Annotated in this window: 16 protein-coding genes and 1 tRNA gene; 3 read left to right on the top strand and 14 right to left on the bottom strand. The window is 70.6% G+C overall.

The window, feature by feature from the left end; genetic code table 11:
• Positions 1–12: 12 nt before the first annotated feature.
• Positions 13–351 carry an ISC system 2Fe-2S type ferredoxin gene (gene fdx / locus JJ685_RS01720; RefSeq protein ID WP_201672445.1) on the top strand — a complete coding sequence of 113 codons (339 nt, stop codon included), beginning with the start codon at positions 13–15 and terminating at the stop codon, positions 349–351.
• Here fdx and JJ685_RS01715 read toward each other — a convergent pair.
• The 8 genes from JJ685_RS01715 to JJ685_RS01680 all read right to left on the bottom strand — a co-directional run bounded on the left by JJ685_RS01715 (position 326) and on the right by JJ685_RS01680 (position 8562).
• Positions 326–1681 (bottom strand): FAD-dependent oxidoreductase, encoded by a 1356-nt coding sequence (locus tag JJ685_RS01715; protein ID WP_201672444.1) that lies wholly within the window; start codon positions 1679–1681, stop codon positions 326–328. The two genes, fdx and JJ685_RS01715, sit on opposite strands and share 26 nt — an antisense overlap.
• Positions 1682–1684: 3 nt before the next feature.
• The gene (locus JJ685_RS01710; protein WP_201672443.1) at positions 1685–3151 is read right to left on the bottom strand and encodes a dihydroorotase; all 1467 of its coding nucleotides are present in this window, start codon (positions 3149–3151) and stop codon (positions 1685–1687) included.
• A gap of 4 nt (positions 3152–3155) precedes the next feature.
• Positions 3156–3869: an ABC transporter ATP-binding protein gene (locus tag JJ685_RS01705; RefSeq protein ID WP_201672442.1), complete on the bottom strand. Its 714-nt coding sequence runs from the start codon at positions 3867–3869 to the stop codon at positions 3156–3158.
• A complete protein-coding gene (locus JJ685_RS01700) occupies positions 3866–4618 on the bottom strand; it encodes an ABC transporter ATP-binding protein (protein ID WP_201672441.1) in 753 nt (250 codons plus the stop codon). The genes JJ685_RS01705 and JJ685_RS01700 overlap by 4 nt, the downstream gene beginning before the upstream one ends.
• The gene (locus JJ685_RS01695; protein WP_330901687.1) at positions 4611–5618 is read right to left on the bottom strand and encodes a branched-chain amino acid ABC transporter permease; all 1008 of its coding nucleotides are present in this window, start codon (positions 5616–5618) and stop codon (positions 4611–4613) included. Before JJ685_RS01695 ends, JJ685_RS01700 begins: the two co-directional genes overlap by 8 nt.
• Entirely contained in the window at positions 5615–6487 is an 873-nt protein-coding gene (locus JJ685_RS01690; RefSeq protein WP_201672440.1) for a branched-chain amino acid ABC transporter permease, read from the bottom strand. The genes JJ685_RS01695 and JJ685_RS01690 overlap by 4 nt, the downstream gene beginning before the upstream one ends.
• A 13-nt stretch (positions 6488–6500) precedes the next feature.
• Positions 6501–7718, bottom strand: coding sequence for an ABC transporter substrate-binding protein (locus JJ685_RS01685; RefSeq protein ID WP_201672439.1), 1218 nt, complete (start codon positions 7716–7718; stop codon positions 6501–6503).
• A gap of 88 nt (positions 7719–7806) precedes the next feature.
• Positions 7807–8562, bottom strand: coding sequence for an SDR family NAD(P)-dependent oxidoreductase (locus JJ685_RS01680; RefSeq protein ID WP_201672438.1), 756 nt, complete (start codon positions 8560–8562; stop codon positions 7807–7809).
• A gap of 23 nt (positions 8563–8585) precedes the next feature.
• On the opposite strand from JJ685_RS01680, the gene dnaQ reads away from it, so the two are divergent.
• Together dnaQ and JJ685_RS01670 are read left to right on the top strand one after the other, a co-directional pair.
• Positions 8586–9302 (top strand): DNA polymerase III subunit epsilon, encoded by a 717-nt coding sequence (gene dnaQ / locus JJ685_RS01675; RefSeq protein ID WP_201672437.1) that lies wholly within the window; start codon positions 8586–8588, stop codon positions 9300–9302.
• A 23-nt stretch (positions 9303–9325) separates the two neighbouring features.
• Positions 9326–9400, top strand: a tRNA-Val gene (locus tag JJ685_RS01670).
• Between the two features lie 148 nt (positions 9401–9548).
• Here the strand turns inward: JJ685_RS01670 and JJ685_RS01665 are convergent.
• The 6 genes from JJ685_RS01665 to JJ685_RS01640 are packed head-to-tail and all read right to left on the bottom strand — an operon-like array spanning position 9549 to position 15492.
• Positions 9549–9866 (bottom strand): monovalent cation/H(+) antiporter subunit G, encoded by a 318-nt coding sequence (locus tag JJ685_RS01665; RefSeq protein WP_201672436.1) that lies wholly within the window; start codon positions 9864–9866, stop codon positions 9549–9551.
• Positions 9863–10138 carry a K+/H+ antiporter subunit F gene (locus JJ685_RS01660; protein WP_201672435.1) on the bottom strand — a complete coding sequence of 92 codons (276 nt, stop codon included), beginning with the start codon at positions 10136–10138 and terminating at the stop codon, positions 9863–9865. Before JJ685_RS01660 ends, JJ685_RS01665 begins: the two co-directional genes overlap by 4 nt.
• A complete protein-coding gene (locus JJ685_RS01655; protein WP_201672434.1) occupies positions 10135–10623 on the bottom strand; it encodes a Na+/H+ antiporter subunit E in 489 nt (162 codons plus the stop codon). Before JJ685_RS01655 ends, JJ685_RS01660 begins: the two co-directional genes overlap by 4 nt.
• Positions 10620–12254 (bottom strand): monovalent cation/H+ antiporter subunit D, encoded by a 1635-nt coding sequence (locus JJ685_RS01650; protein WP_201672433.1) that lies wholly within the window; start codon positions 12252–12254, stop codon positions 10620–10622. Before JJ685_RS01650 ends, JJ685_RS01655 begins: the two co-directional genes overlap by 4 nt.
• The gene (locus JJ685_RS01645) at positions 12251–12595 is read right to left on the bottom strand and encodes a Na+/H+ antiporter subunit C (RefSeq protein WP_201672432.1); all 345 of its coding nucleotides are present in this window, start codon (positions 12593–12595) and stop codon (positions 12251–12253) included. The genes JJ685_RS01650 and JJ685_RS01645 overlap by 4 nt, the downstream gene beginning before the upstream one ends.
• Positions 12595–15492 (bottom strand): monovalent cation/H+ antiporter subunit A, encoded by a 2898-nt coding sequence (locus tag JJ685_RS01640; protein WP_201672431.1) that lies wholly within the window; start codon positions 15490–15492, stop codon positions 12595–12597. The genes JJ685_RS01645 and JJ685_RS01640 overlap by 1 nt, the downstream gene beginning before the upstream one ends.
• Positions 15493–15544 lie beyond the last annotated feature (52 nt).

Genomic DNA, 15544 nt, shown 5'->3' with positions numbered 1-15544 from the left:
GACCCTCCACCTATGCCCACCATCAAGATCCTGCCCCATCCCGAGTACTGCCCCAACGGCGCGGAAGTGACGGCGCCGCCCGGTACCTCGATCTGCGAAGCGCTGCTGGACAACGGCATCCAGGTCGAACACGCCTGCGACATGAGCTGCGCCTGCACGACCTGCCACGTGATCGTGCGCGAGGGCTTCCGCTCGCTCAACGAGATGGACGAGAACGAGGAAGACCTGCTGGACCGGGCCTGGGGCCTGGAAGCCGAATCGCGCCTGTCCTGCCAGGCGATCCTGGCGCAGAAGGACCTGGTGGTCGAGATCCCGAAGTACTCGATCAACCACGCGAAAGAGAAGCACTGAGCTCGTCCGCGGCCGTCCGCGCCGCGATCCAGCCTCCCGCCACCGCGCTGAGCAGCCCGTTGCCGGACAGATAGCCCCACGCCGCGTTCCCGCTTACGCCGCGCGCGGCCCCGCCCGCGGCCAGCAGGTTGGGGAGCACGGAGCCGTCGGGCCGCCGGACGCGGCACTCCGCGTCGATGTCGAGCCCGCCCTGCGTATGGAACAGGGCACCCGTCACCCGCACCGCATGGAAGGGCGGACCGAAGCGCTCGATCTCCGGCGCGAGCGCCGCGGCTGCGCAGCCGACGATGCGCGCCAATCCGTGGCGATCCTGCGCGGTTCGCACCGCGCCGGCCTTCTCGGCCTCCCGGAAATCGGGGAACTCCCGCGCCAGCGCGAGCTGCGCATCGCCGAACACGTTCCACGCGATCCCCCCCGGCTGCGCCAGCACCTCCACCGCCGCTTCCGAATAGCCCTGCGTCTCCTCGTGGAAGCGCTCGCCGCGCGCGTTGAGCTGCACGCCCCCTTCCATCATCACGGCCCAGGTCATGAGCGCACCCTGCGGCACCACCCAGGAACCATGGCCCTGGTAGCCACCCAGGTCGGCCAGCGCCGCCCCGAGCTGCCGGCCCCAGAGGATCGCGCTGCCGTCGTTGCCGGTGTGCCCCGCGAAGACCGCGCCCCGCATCTCCGGCAGGAGCTCGCGCACGAGCCGCGGATGGCCACCGAAGCCGTTGCAGGCGAGCAGCAGCACCTCGCAGGCCAGGGTTTCGATGGCGCCCCCGGGACGCTCGATGCCGACGCCGAGGATGCGGTCCTGCGCATCGGCGTGGAGTTCGACGACGCGGGCCGAGCCCAGGACGTCGATCCCCGCCGCCTTCGCCGCCTCCAGCAGGGCGGCGACCAGCGCCGCGCCGGTGCGCTGCGGCAGGCTGTGCATCCGGTGCAGGCCATGTCCCGGATAGAGGAAGCCGGTGAGCACGTCGAAGCGCAGCCCGTGCGCGGCGAGGGCGTCGAGGGCGGGAGCCGCCGCCTGCGCGTAGGCGGCAACCAGGTGTTCCGCCGCCGTCCCGCGTGCCTTCTGGCGGATGTCCCCGGCGAACAGCGCGGGGCTGTCGGCGATGCCCTGCGCCCGCTGCACCTGCGTGCCGGCGGCGGGGATGAAGCCGGAGGACAAGGCCGTCGAGCCGCTCGGCGTCGCGTCGCGCTCCAGCACCATGCAGGCGATACCGGCGTCTGCCAGCGCGATCGCCGCCGTGAGGCCGCAGGCGCCGCCCCCGACGATCGCCACCGGCACCTGCACGGCGGCCTCCAGCCTTTCCGTGCGCACCACCCGGATCGCGCTGTCCATTCTTCAGTCCGTCGGGCGGAACAGGTACTGGCCGCGCGGCGCGCCGATCACCCCGCGGTCGTGCGCGTAGACCTGCCCACCGCGCAGGAACGTCGCCTCCACCCGCGCCGACAGCTCGATCCCCTCGAAAGGCGTGTAGCCCTGGGTCGAGGGCGACTCGCTCGCGCGGATGGTCCAGGTCCGGTTCGGGTCGACCAGCGCGAGGTCGGCGTCGTAGCCCTCCGCGATGTCGCCCTTGCGGTTCAGCCCGAAGCGCTGCGCCGGCGTCCAGCTCGTGACGCGCGCCATGTGGTTGTAGCCCATGCCGCGGCGGGTGCCCTCGCTCACCAGGGCCGGCAGCAGGTACTCGGTGCCGCCGAAGCCGCTCTTGGCCATCCAGATGTTGCCGAAGTAGCGGCTGGGGATCTTGCTCTCGTGGCGGCAGCAGGCGTGGTCGGACACGACCCAGTCCAGCTCGCCCGCGAGCAGCGCCTGCCAGAGGAACTCGACGTCCTCGCGCGGGCGGATCGGCGGATTGACCTTGGCCAGCTCCGCCGCCGGCGAGTGGATGTCCAGCATCAGGTGCCCGATCGTCACCTCGCGCCGGAAGTCGATGTGCGGGAACACGTCGGCCATCATCAGCGCCGCCTGCACCGCCTTGCGCGAGCTCAGGTGCAGCAGGTTGATCGTGGGCAGCGCCGTCTCGTGCGCGAGGTAGCTCGCGATGAACACCGCCAGGCCCTCGGAGTGCTGCGGCCGCGAGGCGCTGTAGGCGGCCAGGCCCTTCAGCGAGGCGTCCTTCTCGACGATCCGGGTGTAGGCCGTCATGATCTCCGCCGTCTCGCAGTGCAGCGACAGCGAGATCTGGTGCGCCCGCTCGGGGAAGCGCTCGCGCGCCGTCTGCACGCCGCGCATGACGAACTCGAAGTGCGCGTAGTCGTAGCGCTGGTCGTCGGCGATCATGAGGAACTGCCGCTGCGAATCGCTGGCGCCGTGCAGCCCGTGCGAGCCGTAGAACATGAAGATCTTGAAGCTGGCCACGCCGTGCTTCTCCACCAGCATCGGGATCTCGGAGATGTGCGTACCGTCCATGGGTGCCAGGTGGTAGCCGTAGTCCACGTGGAAGCGGTCCTTCGAGACCTGCAGCACCTCGGGGAAGAAGTCGGCGTAGGGGCCGCCCTTGTTCAGGTAGTACTGGCCGGTGCGGAAGTAGTTCAGGCTGGACGTCACCCCGCCCATGGCCGCCGCCCTGGACTCGCTCACCGCGTCCTCCGCCAGCGGCGAGTAGATGCCGCTGTGCATGTGGGCATCGACGACGCCGGGGAAGGCGAGCAGGCCGCCGCCTTCGTGCACCTGCCTTGCCGACGCGGGATCGATTCCCGGCGCCACGCGCGCGAACCTGCCGTCGCGGATCGCGATGTCGCTCTCGTGCACCCCGTTGCCGTGCGGGCGCACGACACGGACGTTGCGGATCAAAAGGTCGTAGTCCATGGCTTCACACTCCGAGGTACGCCTGGCGCAGGCGGTCGCTGGCGAGCAGTTCCGCGCCGGTGCCGGAAAACCGGATCGCGCCGTTCTCCATCACGCAGGCGCGCTGCGCGATCTCCAGCGACTGCGCGACGTTCTGTTCCACGAGCAGGATGGCGAGCCCCTGCGCGTGCAGCCGGGCGATCAGCCCGAACAGCTCCTCCACCAGCCGCGGCGACAGCCCCAGCGAAGGCTCGTCGAGGATCAGCAGGCGCGGCTCGCCCATGAGCCCGCGGCCGATCGCCAGCATCTGCTGCTCCCCGCCGCTGAGCGTGCCGGCGACCTGTGCCGTGCGCTCGCGCAGGCGCGGAAAGATGTCGAACACGCGCTCCAGGTTGACGGCGCGCTGGGCGCGGCCGCGCGCGAACGCGCCCAGCACCAGGTTCTCCAGCACCGAGAGGTTGGGGAAGATGCGGCGTCCTTCGGGCACGTGGATCAGCCCGCGCGCGACCACCTCGCGGTAATGGGCGCGGGTGATGTCGCGGCCGTCGAAGCAGATGCTGCCGGCGCGGGCCGGCAGCAGGGCGCTGACCGTCTGGTTGAAGGTCGTCTTGCCGGCGCCGTTGCTTCCGAGCAGGGCCACGATCTCGCCGGGCGCGATGTCGAGGTCGATCCCCCTCAGCACCTCGACGGGGCCGTAGCCGCTGCGCAGGCCGCGCACGGAGAGCAGGGCGTCGCTCACCGGACGGCTCCTTGCGCCAGCCGCCGGGCCGTGCCGTGCCCCAGGTAGGCCTCGATCACCCGGGGGTCGCGGGTCACTTCCTCCGGCGTGCCGGAAGCGATCATGCGGCCCTGCGCCAGCACCCAGACGTGCTGCGCGAGGTGCATGACGGCCTGCATCACGTGCTCGATCATCAGCACGCCGACTCCGCCGGCGGCGATCTCCCGGACCACCGGCAGCATCTCGGCCACTTCCTGCGGATTGAGGCCCGCCAGCACTTCGTCGAGCAGCAGCAGCCGCGGCCGGGTGGCGAGCGCGCGCGCCAGTTCGAGCCGCTTGCGGCCGGCCACCGTGAGCTCGCCCGCGGGCTTGTGCAACTGGGCCGCGAGGCCGACGCGCTGCGCCACCGCCTCGGCCCGGGCCAGGGCCTCGCGCCGGTCGGCGCAGTGCAGGTGGGCGCCGACCGCGATGTTCTCGCGCACCGTCTGCGAGGCGAAGGGCTGCACGATCTGGAAGGTGCGCGTCATGCCGCGGCGCGCGTTCAGGTGCGGCGGCTGGCCCGTGATGTCCGCGCCGGCGAACGCCACGCTGCCCGCGTCCGGGCGCAGGAAGCCGGAGACGAGCGCGAACAAGGTGGTCTTGCCGGCGCCGTTGGGCCCGATGAGCGCCGCGAGGCGGCCCTCCGGCAGGTCCAGGGACACGTCCTGCACGGCCGCCAGCCCGCCGAAGGACTTGGCGAGGCCCTGCACGCGCAGCAGCGGGCTAGCCATGCAGGCGCTCCCGCGGCTCCGGCTCCGGCAGCGGCGTGCGCGGGCCGGCCCAGAGGCAGCGCACCGACTGGCCCACGCCCAGCAGCCCCCGCGGCGCGAACATCACGATCAGGATCAGGACCGTCCCGTAGATGACCATATTGAGCCCGGGCAGGCCGCCGAACAGGTTGCGCGTGAGCTCGCCCAGCAGGTGCAGCACGAGCGCGCCCAGCACCGGCCCCCACAGGGTGCCCAACCCGCCCACGATGGCGGCCACCAGCGCCTCCACCGAGGTGTGCGGCCCATAGGCGATGCCGGGATCGAGGTACTGGAAGACCTGCACGTAGAAGGCGCCGGCCGCTCCCATCAGCGCGCCTGAGAGCCCGATGGCGCCCAGCTTGGCCCGGAAGGGATCGACGCCGACGGCGCGGGCCGCGTCCTCGTTGTCCCGCACCGCCTGCAGCCAGGCGCCGAAGCGCGAGTGGCGCAGCCAGCTCGTGACGAGCAGGCCCGGCACCAGCAGGCCGAGCGCGAGCACGACGTAGCCGGCACGGTCCGCGAACTGCAGGTTGGCCACGCCGGCCTTCAGCGGCACCATCAGGCCGACGCCGGCGCCGGTGAAGGGCACCGAGAGCGAGACGATGCGGAACACCTCGGCGAACGCCAGCGTGACCAGCGCGAAGTAGGAGCCCTTCAGCCCATAGCGGAAGGACAGGGCGCCGAAGAACAGGCCCACCAGCGCGGCCGCCGCGACCGCCAGCGGCAGCGCGACCCAGGGAGGGATGCCGCCATGCACCTGCGCGATGGCCTGCGCGTAGGCGCCGGTCCCGAAGAAGAGCGCGTGGCCAAAGGAGAACTGGCCGCCGTAGCCGCCCAGCAGGTTCCAGGCGACGGCCATCAGCGCACCGTACAGCGCCATCATCGCCAGGTTCAGCACCACGCCGGAGCGAGCCGTCGCTGCGAGCAGCAGCACCGCCAGCGCGAACACCGCGATCTGCAGCAGGTCGCGGCGGCCGCTCACGCCTTCGCCCCGAACAGGCCCTGCGGCCGGAACAGCAGCACGGCGATGAACAGCAGGAAGATCCCGATCTGCCCCAGCGACTCGCCGAACCACAGGCCACCCAGCGATTCCACCACCCCGATCAGGAGTCCTCCGAGCAGCGCCCCGGCGAAGCTGCCCATGCCGCCCAGCACCACGATGGTGAAGGCCACCAGCACGAAGCCGTTGCCCACCTGCGGATTGACGTAGTAGGCGGGCAGCAGGAAGCAGGCCGCGGCGCCGAGGCAGCCGAGGCCGATGCCGAAGCTCATGGCGTAGACATGGTCCACGTCGATCCCGACCAGCCGGGCGCCCTGCCTTTCCTTCGCCACGGCGCGGATCGCGCGTCCGAGGTCGGTGCGCCGCACGATCCACAGCAGCAGCGCCGAGGCGACGAGGGCGCCGAAGAAGGCCACCACCTTGGGCACGGCGATCGCCGCCGGGCCGATGGCGACGGTGTCCAGGGTGTAGGGCGTGTCGATGGTGCGCGTGTCGGACCTGAAGGCGAGCAGCGCCACGTTCTCCAGCACGATGGACAGGCCCAGCGTCACCAGCAGGATGTTCTCGTCCTTGCCGTGGCTGGCGTGGTTGACGATGCAGCGCTGCAGCGCGTAGCCGGCGACGAACATCACCGCCACCATCGGCAGCAGCGCGAGATACGGGTCGAGCCCGAGCGCCTGCTTCAGGTAATACACCCCGTACAGCGCCATCATCAGCGCCGCCCCGTGCGCGAAGTTGACGATGTGCAGCACGCCGTAGATCAGCGTCAGGCCCAGCGCCACCAGCGCGTACACCGCGCCGGTGGTCAGGCCGTTGAGCACGGCCGCGAACAGGATGCCGGGCTCGAGCACGCGGCCCCGCGCTTCAGGCCGACCGGAGCGGGAAGACCGGATCGGCCTCGCGGTAGTCGCGCGGCACGATCACCTTGATGTCGTTGCCCAGCACCTGGGTCATGAGCGGCTGCGCGCCGGTGTTCTGGCCGTTGACGAACTTCGTCGGCCCGTAGGGCAGGAAGTGGTCCGAGAAGGTGCTCGTTTCCAGCGCGTTGACGATGGCGGCCCGGTCGGCGGACTTCGCCCGCTCCAGCGCGTCGGCCAGCAGGCGCATCGCGGTGTAGGTGAGGAAGACCTCGTAGCTGTAGAACAGGTTCTTCGCCTCGGTGCGCTTGCGCAGCTCGAAGCTGCGCTTGTCCTTGGGGTTGAACCAATGGTTGCAGTCGATGATGCCGTTGGCGGCCTGCGGGAATTCCTTGACGAACTTGTAGCTCGAGGCCGCGCCGCCCAGCACGGAATAGATCGCCTTGGGGCGCACGCCCTGCTGCTGCATCGTGCGCACCAGCAGGGCGTATTCGTTGTAGTAGTTGGCGGGGATGACGAGGTCGGGGTTGAGCGCCTTCATCCGCAGCACGATGTTGTTGAAGTCGCGCGTGGGGTTGGCGTGCTTGACCACCTCCTTCACCTCGTAGCCGAAGCCGGGCAGCTCGCGCGCGAGCAGGTTGGCCGTGCCGGTGCCGAAGAGGGATTCCTCGTGGATGATCATCACGCTCTTCGCGGGCTTGCCGGCGGCCGTGTTCAGCACGTGCAGGTTGGCCAGCGCGATCTCGGCGCACTTCTTGTAGCCCGGGGCGAAGCGGAAGGTGTTCTTGAGTCCCCGTTCCACGATCTGGTCGGCCACGCCGACGTCGACGACGTGCGGCAGGTTGTACTTGGCCGCCGCCTGCGTGGTCGCCAGGCAGATGGCCGATGCATAGGCGCCGACCACCGCGCTGACGCCCGCCTCGTTCATCTTCTCGATCTCGGCGGAGCCGGCGGCGGGCGTCGACTGGGCGTCCCCCAGCAGGGGCTCGATCTTCGCTCCGCCCAGGGACTTGATGCCGCCCGCCTTGTTGATGTCGTCGATGGCCATCAGCGCGCCTTCGCGGCACTGCTGGCCGGAGTAGGCGAGGGCCCCGGTGACGGGATGGAGCACGCCGACGCGCACGGTCTTCGGCTGCGCGCCGCCCACCAGCGGGAAGGCCAGGGCCGAGGCGGCGGCGCCGGCCTGCGCCACGAAGCGGCGGCGGCTCTCGGAAACTGCGGTCATGTCGTTCTCCTCGGGGTTCGTGGAACTGCGCGGAAATCGCCAGCACCGTCCTGCCCGCGCGGGCGGGAATCCAGGGCGTCCGGAGCTTTTACGCGACCGAGTAGCCGCCGTCTACGGGGATTGCCGCACCCGTGACGAAATCGCTCGCCGCGCTGGCCAGGAACACGGCGATGCCGGCCAGGTCTTCCGGCTTGCCCCAGCGGCCGGCCGGCGTGCGCGCCAGCACCCGCTCGTTCAGGCCGGGCACCTGCGCGCGGGCGCCCACGGTGAGGTCGGTGTCGATCCAGCCCGGAAGCACGGCATTCACCTGGATCCCGTCCTTCGCCCAGGCGATCGCCAGCGACTTCGTGAACTGCACGATCCCGCCCTTGCTGGCGCAATACGCCGTCGCGTAGGGCGCCCCGAAGATCGACAGGATGGAAGCGATGTTGATGATCTTGCCGCCGCCGGCCTGCGCCATGAGGGGGTAGGCGGCGCGGGCGCACAGGAACATGCTGTTCAGGTTCACGTCCATCACGCCGTGCCATTCGGCCAGCGTGAAGTCCTGCGGGGCCTTGCGCACGGTGCCACCGGCGTTGTTCACCAGGATGTCCAGCCGCCCGTGGCGGGCCTGCACCTGGGCGAACAGGCGCTGCACCGCGGCTTCGTCGGTGACGTCGGTGGGCAGCGCCTCGGCGCGGATGCCCAGGGACTGCAATTCGCGCAACGCCCCCGCGCATTTCTCCTCGTTCCGGCCCACGACGACGATCGTGGCGCCGGCGCGGCCCAGGCCCCGCGCCATCCCGAGGCCGATGCCACCGTTGCCGCCGGTGACGAGCGCGATCCTGTCGGTCAGGTCGAACATGCGGTGAAGGATAATCCCGGCCCATGCGCCAGATCGTCCTCGACACCGAAACCACGGGTTTGTCCGCAGAAGGCGGCGACCGGATCATCGAAATCGGCTGCGTAGAACTGTTCGCCCGCAAGCTGACGGGCAACAACAAGCACTGGTACCTGAACCCGGAGCGCGACTCCCACGAGGACGCCCTGAAGGTCCACGGCATCAGCAACGAATTCCTGCGCGACAAGCCCAAGTTCGCCGCCGTGGCGGACGAACTGATGGACTACGTCGCCGGCGCCGAGATCATCATCCACAACGCCGCCTTCGACATCGGCTTCCTGAACAAGGAGCTGGAACTGCTCGGGCGCCCGCCCTTCACCGGCCACGTGAGCCGGGTGGTCGACAGCCTGGCGATGGCCAAGGAGATGTTCCCCGGCAAGCGCAACAGCCTGGACGCCCTGTGCGACCGCCTGGAGGTGGACAACTCCGGCCGCACTCTGCACGGCGCCCTGCTGGATGCCGAGCTGCTGGCCGACGTCTACATCAACATGACGCGCGGCCAGGACGCCCTCCTGATCGACGAAGTGGAGAGCGGGGCGCCGGGCGCCATCGTCACCCGGGTCGACCTGCGCCAGTTCACGCTGCCGGTGCTGCTGGCCAGCGAGCAGGAGGCGGCCGCCCACGAGGAAGTCCTGAAGCAGTTGGACAAGGCCAGCGGCGGGAAGACAGTGTGGCGTCAGGTCCCCATTTCCGCTGTGGCATAATCGCAGACTTGCCACACGGCAACGGGTGATTAGCTCAGCGGTAGAGCACTGCCTTCACACGGCAGGGGTCACATGTTCGATCCATGTATCACCCACCAATGAATTCAATGACTTGCGCCACCTTCGGGTGGCGTTTGTCTTTGGGGCGTGGAAAAAGTGTGGAAAACCGGGGCGGGGGAACCGGCGGGCACTCGCAAATCACGTTCCCTGTGTGCTCGTTGCAGCGGCCGCGCTGAATGAAGTGAGCTACTTGGGCTTGGTACCGTCCGCTGAATGCGCGCGCCAGCGGAACAGGGCGGCGCGCGCCACCAGCATCGTGGTGATGGGCGCGGTGATCGAGAGCAGGATGACGATCACCCAATGGTGCAGCGCCAGCCGCCCGGTGCCGGCCGTCAGGTGGATCGCCGAGGCCAGCGCGACCGCCCAGCTCGCAAGGGTGTTCGGAAGGGCCGCGGCGTGCAGGCGCAAGAAGAAGTCCTGCAGGCGCCACAGCCCCGCGGCTGCCGTGAGCACGAGGATGCCGCTCGCCAGCAGCAGCAAGGAAACCACCAGGTCGACGATCATTCGATCACCTCGCCGCGCAGCAGGAATTTCGCCAGCACCGAGGAAGCCAGGAAGCCGAACAGCGCCATCATCAGCGCGCCCTCGAAGTAGCTGGGGCTGCGGTAGCGGATCGCCAGCACCAGCATCGCCAGCAGCGCCACCACCGAGAGGAAGTCGAGCGCGACGACGCGGTCCTGCGCGCGCGGCCCGCGCATCAGGCGCAGCAGCACCAGGCCCATGGCGAGGCCGTACAGCACCAGCGTCGCCGTGATCGACAGGTCCAGAAAGCTCATTCGAAGATCTCCCGCAGCGGCAGTTCGTAGCGCGCCTTGTATTCGGCGATGAAGGCGGCCTCGCTTTCCAGGTCGAAGACGTGGATCAGCAGTTCGCCGCGATCCGCGCTCAGCTCGCACCATACCGTGCCCGGCACGACCGCGGTGATCATGGAAAGGGCGGCGAGGCCGTGCGCGTCGCGCAGATCGAGCGGCACCTTGACGAACGCGGGGCGCAGCGGCCGTGCCCCGGAGCGAAGGATGCCGCGGGCGACCCCCAACGCGGACACGACGACGTCCGCCCCGACGTGCGCGATCAGGCGCGCCAGCACGAGCGGATGGCGCACGCCCGGACCGGGCGGGCGCAGCTGCGCGGTGAGCCGCGGCACCACCAGTGCCACCACGAGCCCGAGCAGGAGATGGCCCGGCGAGAGCGAGTCGTTCAGCAGCAGCCAAAGGGCCCACAGGCTGGCCGCGAGCGGCAGCGAGGCGATCCGGCGCCTCATCGCCCGGCCTCCACCGGTACGGGGACCGGCCGCATTCCCAGCACGGCATCGATGTACGCCTGCGGCGTGTGCAGCCCGGCGGCCGCGTCGCCCGCGAAGCGCAGCGCAGGCTCGCCGCCCGCCGCCAGCAGCACGCACCCGGCGAGCAGCAGCGTGACCGGCAGCACTTCGACCGTGCGCAGCGGCTGCGCCGGGCGGCCGTGGGCGGCCCAGAAGTGCGCGACGAAGGCGCGCAGCAGGGCGATGGACGCGGTGAGGCTGGAGACGATCAGCAGCACGAACAGCACGCCCGCGGGCAGGCCGCGCGTGTCGACCAGGGCACGCAGCATCGCCAGCTTGCCGACGAAGCCCGAAAGCGGCGGCAGCCCCGCGACCACCAGCGTGCACAGGAGGAAGCTCGCGCCCAGGAACGCGACCGCGCCCGGAATCACGCGGCCCACCATCGGCACCTGCCGGTCGTCCAGGTTCACGTCGGCCGGCGCGGGTTCGCCGAAGGCCCGCAGTCGTTCGCCGAGGTCGGGGACGGGCGGATCGACCTCGACCTGGCGGCCCCGCTCCACCAGCTCCGCGAGGAGGAACAAGGCCGCCGCCGCGAGGGTGGAGCTCCCGAGGTAGAACAATGCGCCGGCCGTGAGGGCCGGAACGTCGAGGCCAGCGGCCGCGAGCACGGTGCCCGACGAAGCGATGATGCTGTAGCCCGCCAGCCGCCCGAGCTGCTGCGAGCGCAGCATGCCGGCCGAGCCGAAGGCCAGGGTGGCGAGCCCGCCCCACACCAGCAGCGTGCCGCCGAAGTGGGCGGACGCGCCCGCGCTCTCGTGGAAACACAGCGTCCACAGCCGCAGCACCGCATAGACGCCGACCTTGGTGAGCGGCGCGAACATGGCGGCCGAGGGCGCGCTTGCCGCCGCGTACGCGGAGGGCAGCCAGAAGTTGAGCGGCCAGAACGCCGCCTTGGCGAGGAAGGCCACCGCCAGCAAGGCCGCCGCCGCGTGCAGCAGGCCGCGGTCCTGCTTCGGGACCAGCGGCAGCTTCAGCGCGATGTCCGCCATGTTCAGCGTTCCCGTCACGCCATAGAGGAGTGCCACGCCGATCAGGAGCAGGAAGGACGCCAGCAGGTTGACGGCGATGTAGTGCAGACCGGGCCGCACGCGGCTGGCGCCGCCGCCATGCAGCAGCAGGCCGTAGGAGGCGGCCAGCAGCACCTCGAAGAACACGAACAGGTTGAACAGGTCGCCGGTGAGGAAGGCGCCGTTGAGGCCCATCAGCTGCAGTTGCAGCAGCGGGTGGAAGTGCACGCTGGCGCGGTGCCAGCGGGCGAGCGAGAACAGCAGCGCGGCCAGGCCCGCGCACGCCGCCAGCAGCAGCAGTCCCGCGGCGAGCGGGTCCAGCACCAGCACGATCCCGAAGGGCACGGGCCAGTTGCCGGGAAGGTAGACGGCCAGTCCCGCCGGATGCGAGCCGCTGGTGGCCAGCAGGGACGCAGCCAGCAGCAGGCTCGCCAGCGTGGACACCAGGTTCACTGCCGCCTGGGCACGCCGGTTGGCCACGACCAGCAGCAAAGCCGCCGTCGCAAGTGGCAGCAGCACCGGCGCGACGACGAGGTGGGCGCCCGCGGCGAGAGCCCCGTTCATGGCGGCTCCTCCTCGCCGTCGACGTGGTCGCTGTCCGTGAGGCCGCGCAACGCGAGCAGCACGACCAGGAACAGCGCGGTGGTGGCGAAGCCGATCACGATGGCCGTGAGCACCAGGGACTGCGGCAAGGGATCGGTGTACTGCACCAGGTCGGGCGCGAGTCCGGGCCGCACGATCGGCTCGCTGGCGATCGACAGGCTGCCCACGCTGAAGATGAACAGGTTGGTGGCATACGACAGCAGCGACAGGCCGACCAGGACCTGGAAGGTGCGCGGGCGCAGCACCAGCCAGACTCCGGCGGAGGTCAGCACGCCGATGGCCAGGGCGATCACGATCTCCATCAGGTGGGCCTTCCCGGTCCGCGGCGGCGCGCGCGCAACGACTGGTGGGCCAGCGCGGTGAGCAGCAGCATGGACGATCCCAGCACCACCAGGAACACGCCGAGATCGAAGAAGGTGGCACTGGGCAGGTGCAGTTCGCCGATCAGCGGCAAGGTGAGGTGCGCGGTATGCGTGGTGAGCAGGGGGTACCCGAGCGGGAGCGATCCGACGCCCGTGAGCGCGGCGCCGAGCAGCCCGGCCGCGATCCAGGTCGGCGGGTGCAGGTTCAGGCGGTCCTCGACCCACTCCGTTCCGCCCACCAGGTACTGCGCGATGAGCGCGATGGTGACGGTGAGGCCGGCCACGAAGCCGCCGCCCGGCAGGTTGTGCCCGCGCAGGAACAGGTGCAGGGCCACGACGAGGGCGATCGGCAGCGTGAGGCGCACCAGCACGCCGGGCACCAGCAGGTAGCCCTGCGCCGGGTCTTCGCCCTCCGCCAGTTCCTGCGGCTTCACCAGGTCCGGGGCGGTGCCCGGCGGGGCGGCCCGCTGCTGCGGGGGCAGGCGGGTGAGTTCCTGCGGCGGCCGGAAGCGCCTCAGCAGCGCATACACGGTCAGGCCCACGGCGGCGAGGACCGTGATCTCGCCCAGGGTGTCGAAGGCGCGGAAGTCCACCAGCATCACGTTGACCACGTTGGTGCCGCCGCCTTCGGGAAGCGCCTTTTCCAGGAAGAAGGGCGAGATGCTCTGCGCGCCCGTGCGCGTGAGCAGCGCGTAGGAAACCGCGGCCAGGCCGGCGCCGAGCGCCAGCGCCAGCACCAGGTCGCGCCCGCGCCGCCACCGCGCGCGCAAGGCGACGCCCTCGTCGTCCCGGAGCTGCTTGGGCAGCCAGCGCAGTCCGAGCAGGAACAGCACGATCGTGACCGCTTCCACGGCGATCTGCGTCAACGCCAGGTCCGGCGCGGAGAACCAGGCGAAGGTGACGACCACCACGAGGCCGACGACACCGAGCAGGACCAGCGCGAACAGCCGATGGAACATGGCCTGCCAGGCTGCGCCGATGGCCGCGGCCGCGCCCACCAGCCACAGCAGCGCGAAATCGAACGTGACCGGCACGCGCGGCCGCGAACCCCATTCGAGCGGGACGGCCAGCGCGGACACCAGCGCCGCCGCGCCGGCGGCCATCGCCATCCACAGCACCTGCTGCTGCAGGTGCCGGCTGCTGGTGCGGCGCAGGACGCGGCGCGCGCCGCCCATGAGCGCGGCCAGCAGCCACTCGAACGCGCGCTTTCCGTCGAGCCTTCCGAGCAGAGGCGCGGACTTCAGCCGGCCCGCCCGGCGCTGCCGCGCGAGCAGCAGGTACATCCACGTGCCGCCGGAGAGCGCCACGAGGCTCATGGCGAGCGGAGCGGTGAACCCGTGCCAGACGCCCAGGCTGTACTCCGGCAGGATCCCGCCCGTCACCGGCCGGGCCGCGACCTGCAGGATGCCGCCGATCGAGAGGTTCGGCACGATGCCCACGACGAGGCAGGCAAGCACCAGCAGCCCCATGGGCAGCCGCATCCAGCGCACCGGTTCGTGCGGCGTGCGCGGCGTGTCGCGCGCCGCCGTGCCGAAGAACACGTGGTGCCCGATGCGCAGCGAATACACCACCGCGAACACGCCGGCCAGCGTGGCGGCCAGCGGCAGGCCGAATTCCACGGCGGGGGTGAACCGCACCAGCACCGTTTCGGCGAAGAACATCTCCTTGGAGAGAAACCCGTTCAGCAGCGGCACGCCCCCCATCGCGGCGCAGGCGATGATGGCGAGGATCGCCGTGCGCGGCATCGCGGCGTAGAGGCCATGCAGCCTGCGCATGTCGCGCGTGCCGGTCTCGTGGTCGATGATGCCCACGGCCATGAACAGGGAGGCCTTGAAGGTCGCGTGATTCATCACGTGGAACACGGCCGCGACGGCCGCCAGCGGGCTGTCGAGGCCGAGCAGCAGGGTGATCAGCCCCAGGTGGCTGATCGTCGAATAGGCGAGCACCCCCTTGAGGTCGTCCTGGAACATCGCCAGGTAGGCCCCGAGCACGAGGGTGACCAGGCCCGCGCCGCCAACCAGGAAGAACCAGGCATCCGTGCCGGCCAGCACCGGCCACAGGCGCGCCATCAGGAACACGCCGGCCTTCACCAGCGTGGCCGAATGGAGGTAGGCCGACACCGGCGTCGGCGCCGTCATCGCATGCGGCAGCCAGAAGTGGAACGGGAACTGCGCGCTCTTGGTCAGCGCGCCCAGCAGGACCAGCACCAGGATCGCGAGATAGAGCGGATGCGAGCGCAGCTGGTCGCCGGCGGCCAGCACCGCATCCAGCTCGTAGCTGCCCACCACGTGCCCGAGCAGCACGACGCCGGCCAGCAGCGCGAGCCCGCCCGTGGCCGTGACCACGAAGGCGATGCGCGCGCCGCGCCGCGCGTCCCTGCGGTCGTGCCAGTACCCGATCAGCAGGAAGGAGAACAGGCTGGTGAGTTCCCAGAACATCACCAGCTGCAGCAGGTTGCCCGAGAGCACCACGCCCAGCATCGCGCCCATGAACCCGAGCAGCAGCGAGTAGAAGCGCGCGGCGGGATCGCGGGCCGAGAGGTAGTAGCGCGCATAGAGAACGACCAGCGCGCCGATCACGCTGACCAGCATCGCGAACATCCACGCGAAGCCGTCCACGCGAAGCACCAGGTCCACGCCGAGACTGGGGAGCCAGGCGACCTTGTCGCGCAGCACCTCGCCGGCTGCCACGCGCGGGTACTGCAGCCCCAGCGCGATGGCCACCGCCAGCATCACTGCGCCGGCCAGCAGCGCTTCCTGGTTGCGCGCCCGCGTGGGCAACACCGCGGCCAGCACGCCGGCGCCGAAGGGAAGCAGGATGGCCCACCACAGGGACATGCGCGAGTGTAGTTTCGAGTGCGGGCCGGCGGGCCGCTTTCACGCCCCGCCG

Origin of the sequence: Ramlibacter monticola (assembly GCF_016722785.1) — a bacterium.
GTDB lineage: Bacteria > Pseudomonadota > Gammaproteobacteria > Burkholderiales > Burkholderiaceae_C > Ramlibacter > Ramlibacter monticola.
The sequence above is the reverse complement of the archived record's forward strand: the minus strand, read 5'-3'. Positions and strand labels throughout refer to the sequence as shown.

Coding starts and splice junctions, on each gene's coding strand:
- JJ685_RS01660 (WP_201672435.1), bottom strand. CDS start 10,138: ATGAGCTTTCTGGACCTGTCGATCACGGCGACGCTGGTGCTGTACGGC.
- JJ685_RS01645 (WP_201672432.1), bottom strand. CDS start 12,595: ATGGAGATCGTGATCGCCCTGGCCATCGGCGTGCTGACCTCCGCCGGA.
- dnaQ (WP_201672437.1), top strand. CDS start 8,586: ATGCGCCAGATCGTCCTCGACACCGAAACCACGGGTTTGTCCGCAGAA.
- JJ685_RS01655 (WP_201672434.1), bottom strand. CDS start 10,623: ATGAGGCGCCGGATCGCCTCGCTGCCGCTCGCGGCCAGCCTGTGGGCC.
- JJ685_RS01640 (WP_201672431.1), bottom strand. CDS start 15,492: ATGTCCCTGTGGTGGGCCATCCTGCTTCCCTTCGGCGCCGGCGTGCTG.
- JJ685_RS01700 (WP_201672441.1), bottom strand. CDS start 4,618: ATGGCTAGCCCGCTGCTGCGCGTGCAGGGCCTCGCCAAGTCCTTCGGC.
- JJ685_RS01710 (WP_201672443.1), bottom strand. CDS start 3,151: ATGGACTACGACCTTTTGATCCGCAACGTCCGTGTCGTGCGCCCGCAC.
- JJ685_RS01715 (WP_201672444.1), bottom strand. CDS start 1,681: ATGGACAGCGCGATCCGGGTGGTGCGCACGGAAAGGCTGGAGGCCGCC.
- JJ685_RS01665 (WP_201672436.1), bottom strand. CDS start 9,866: ATGATCGTCGACCTGGTGGTTTCCTTGCTGCTGCTGGCGAGCGGCATC.
- JJ685_RS01650 (WP_201672433.1), bottom strand. CDS start 12,254: ATGAACGGGGCTCTCGCCGCGGGCGCCCACCTCGTCGTCGCGCCGGTG.
- JJ685_RS01680 (WP_201672438.1), bottom strand. CDS start 8,562: ATGTTCGACCTGACCGACAGGATCGCGCTCGTCACCGGCGGCAACGGT.
- fdx (WP_201672445.1), top strand. CDS start 13: ATGCCCACCATCAAGATCCTGCCCCATCCCGAGTACTGCCCCAACGGC.
- JJ685_RS01685 (WP_201672439.1), bottom strand. CDS start 7,718: ATGACCGCAGTTTCCGAGAGCCGCCGCCGCTTCGTGGCGCAGGCCGGC.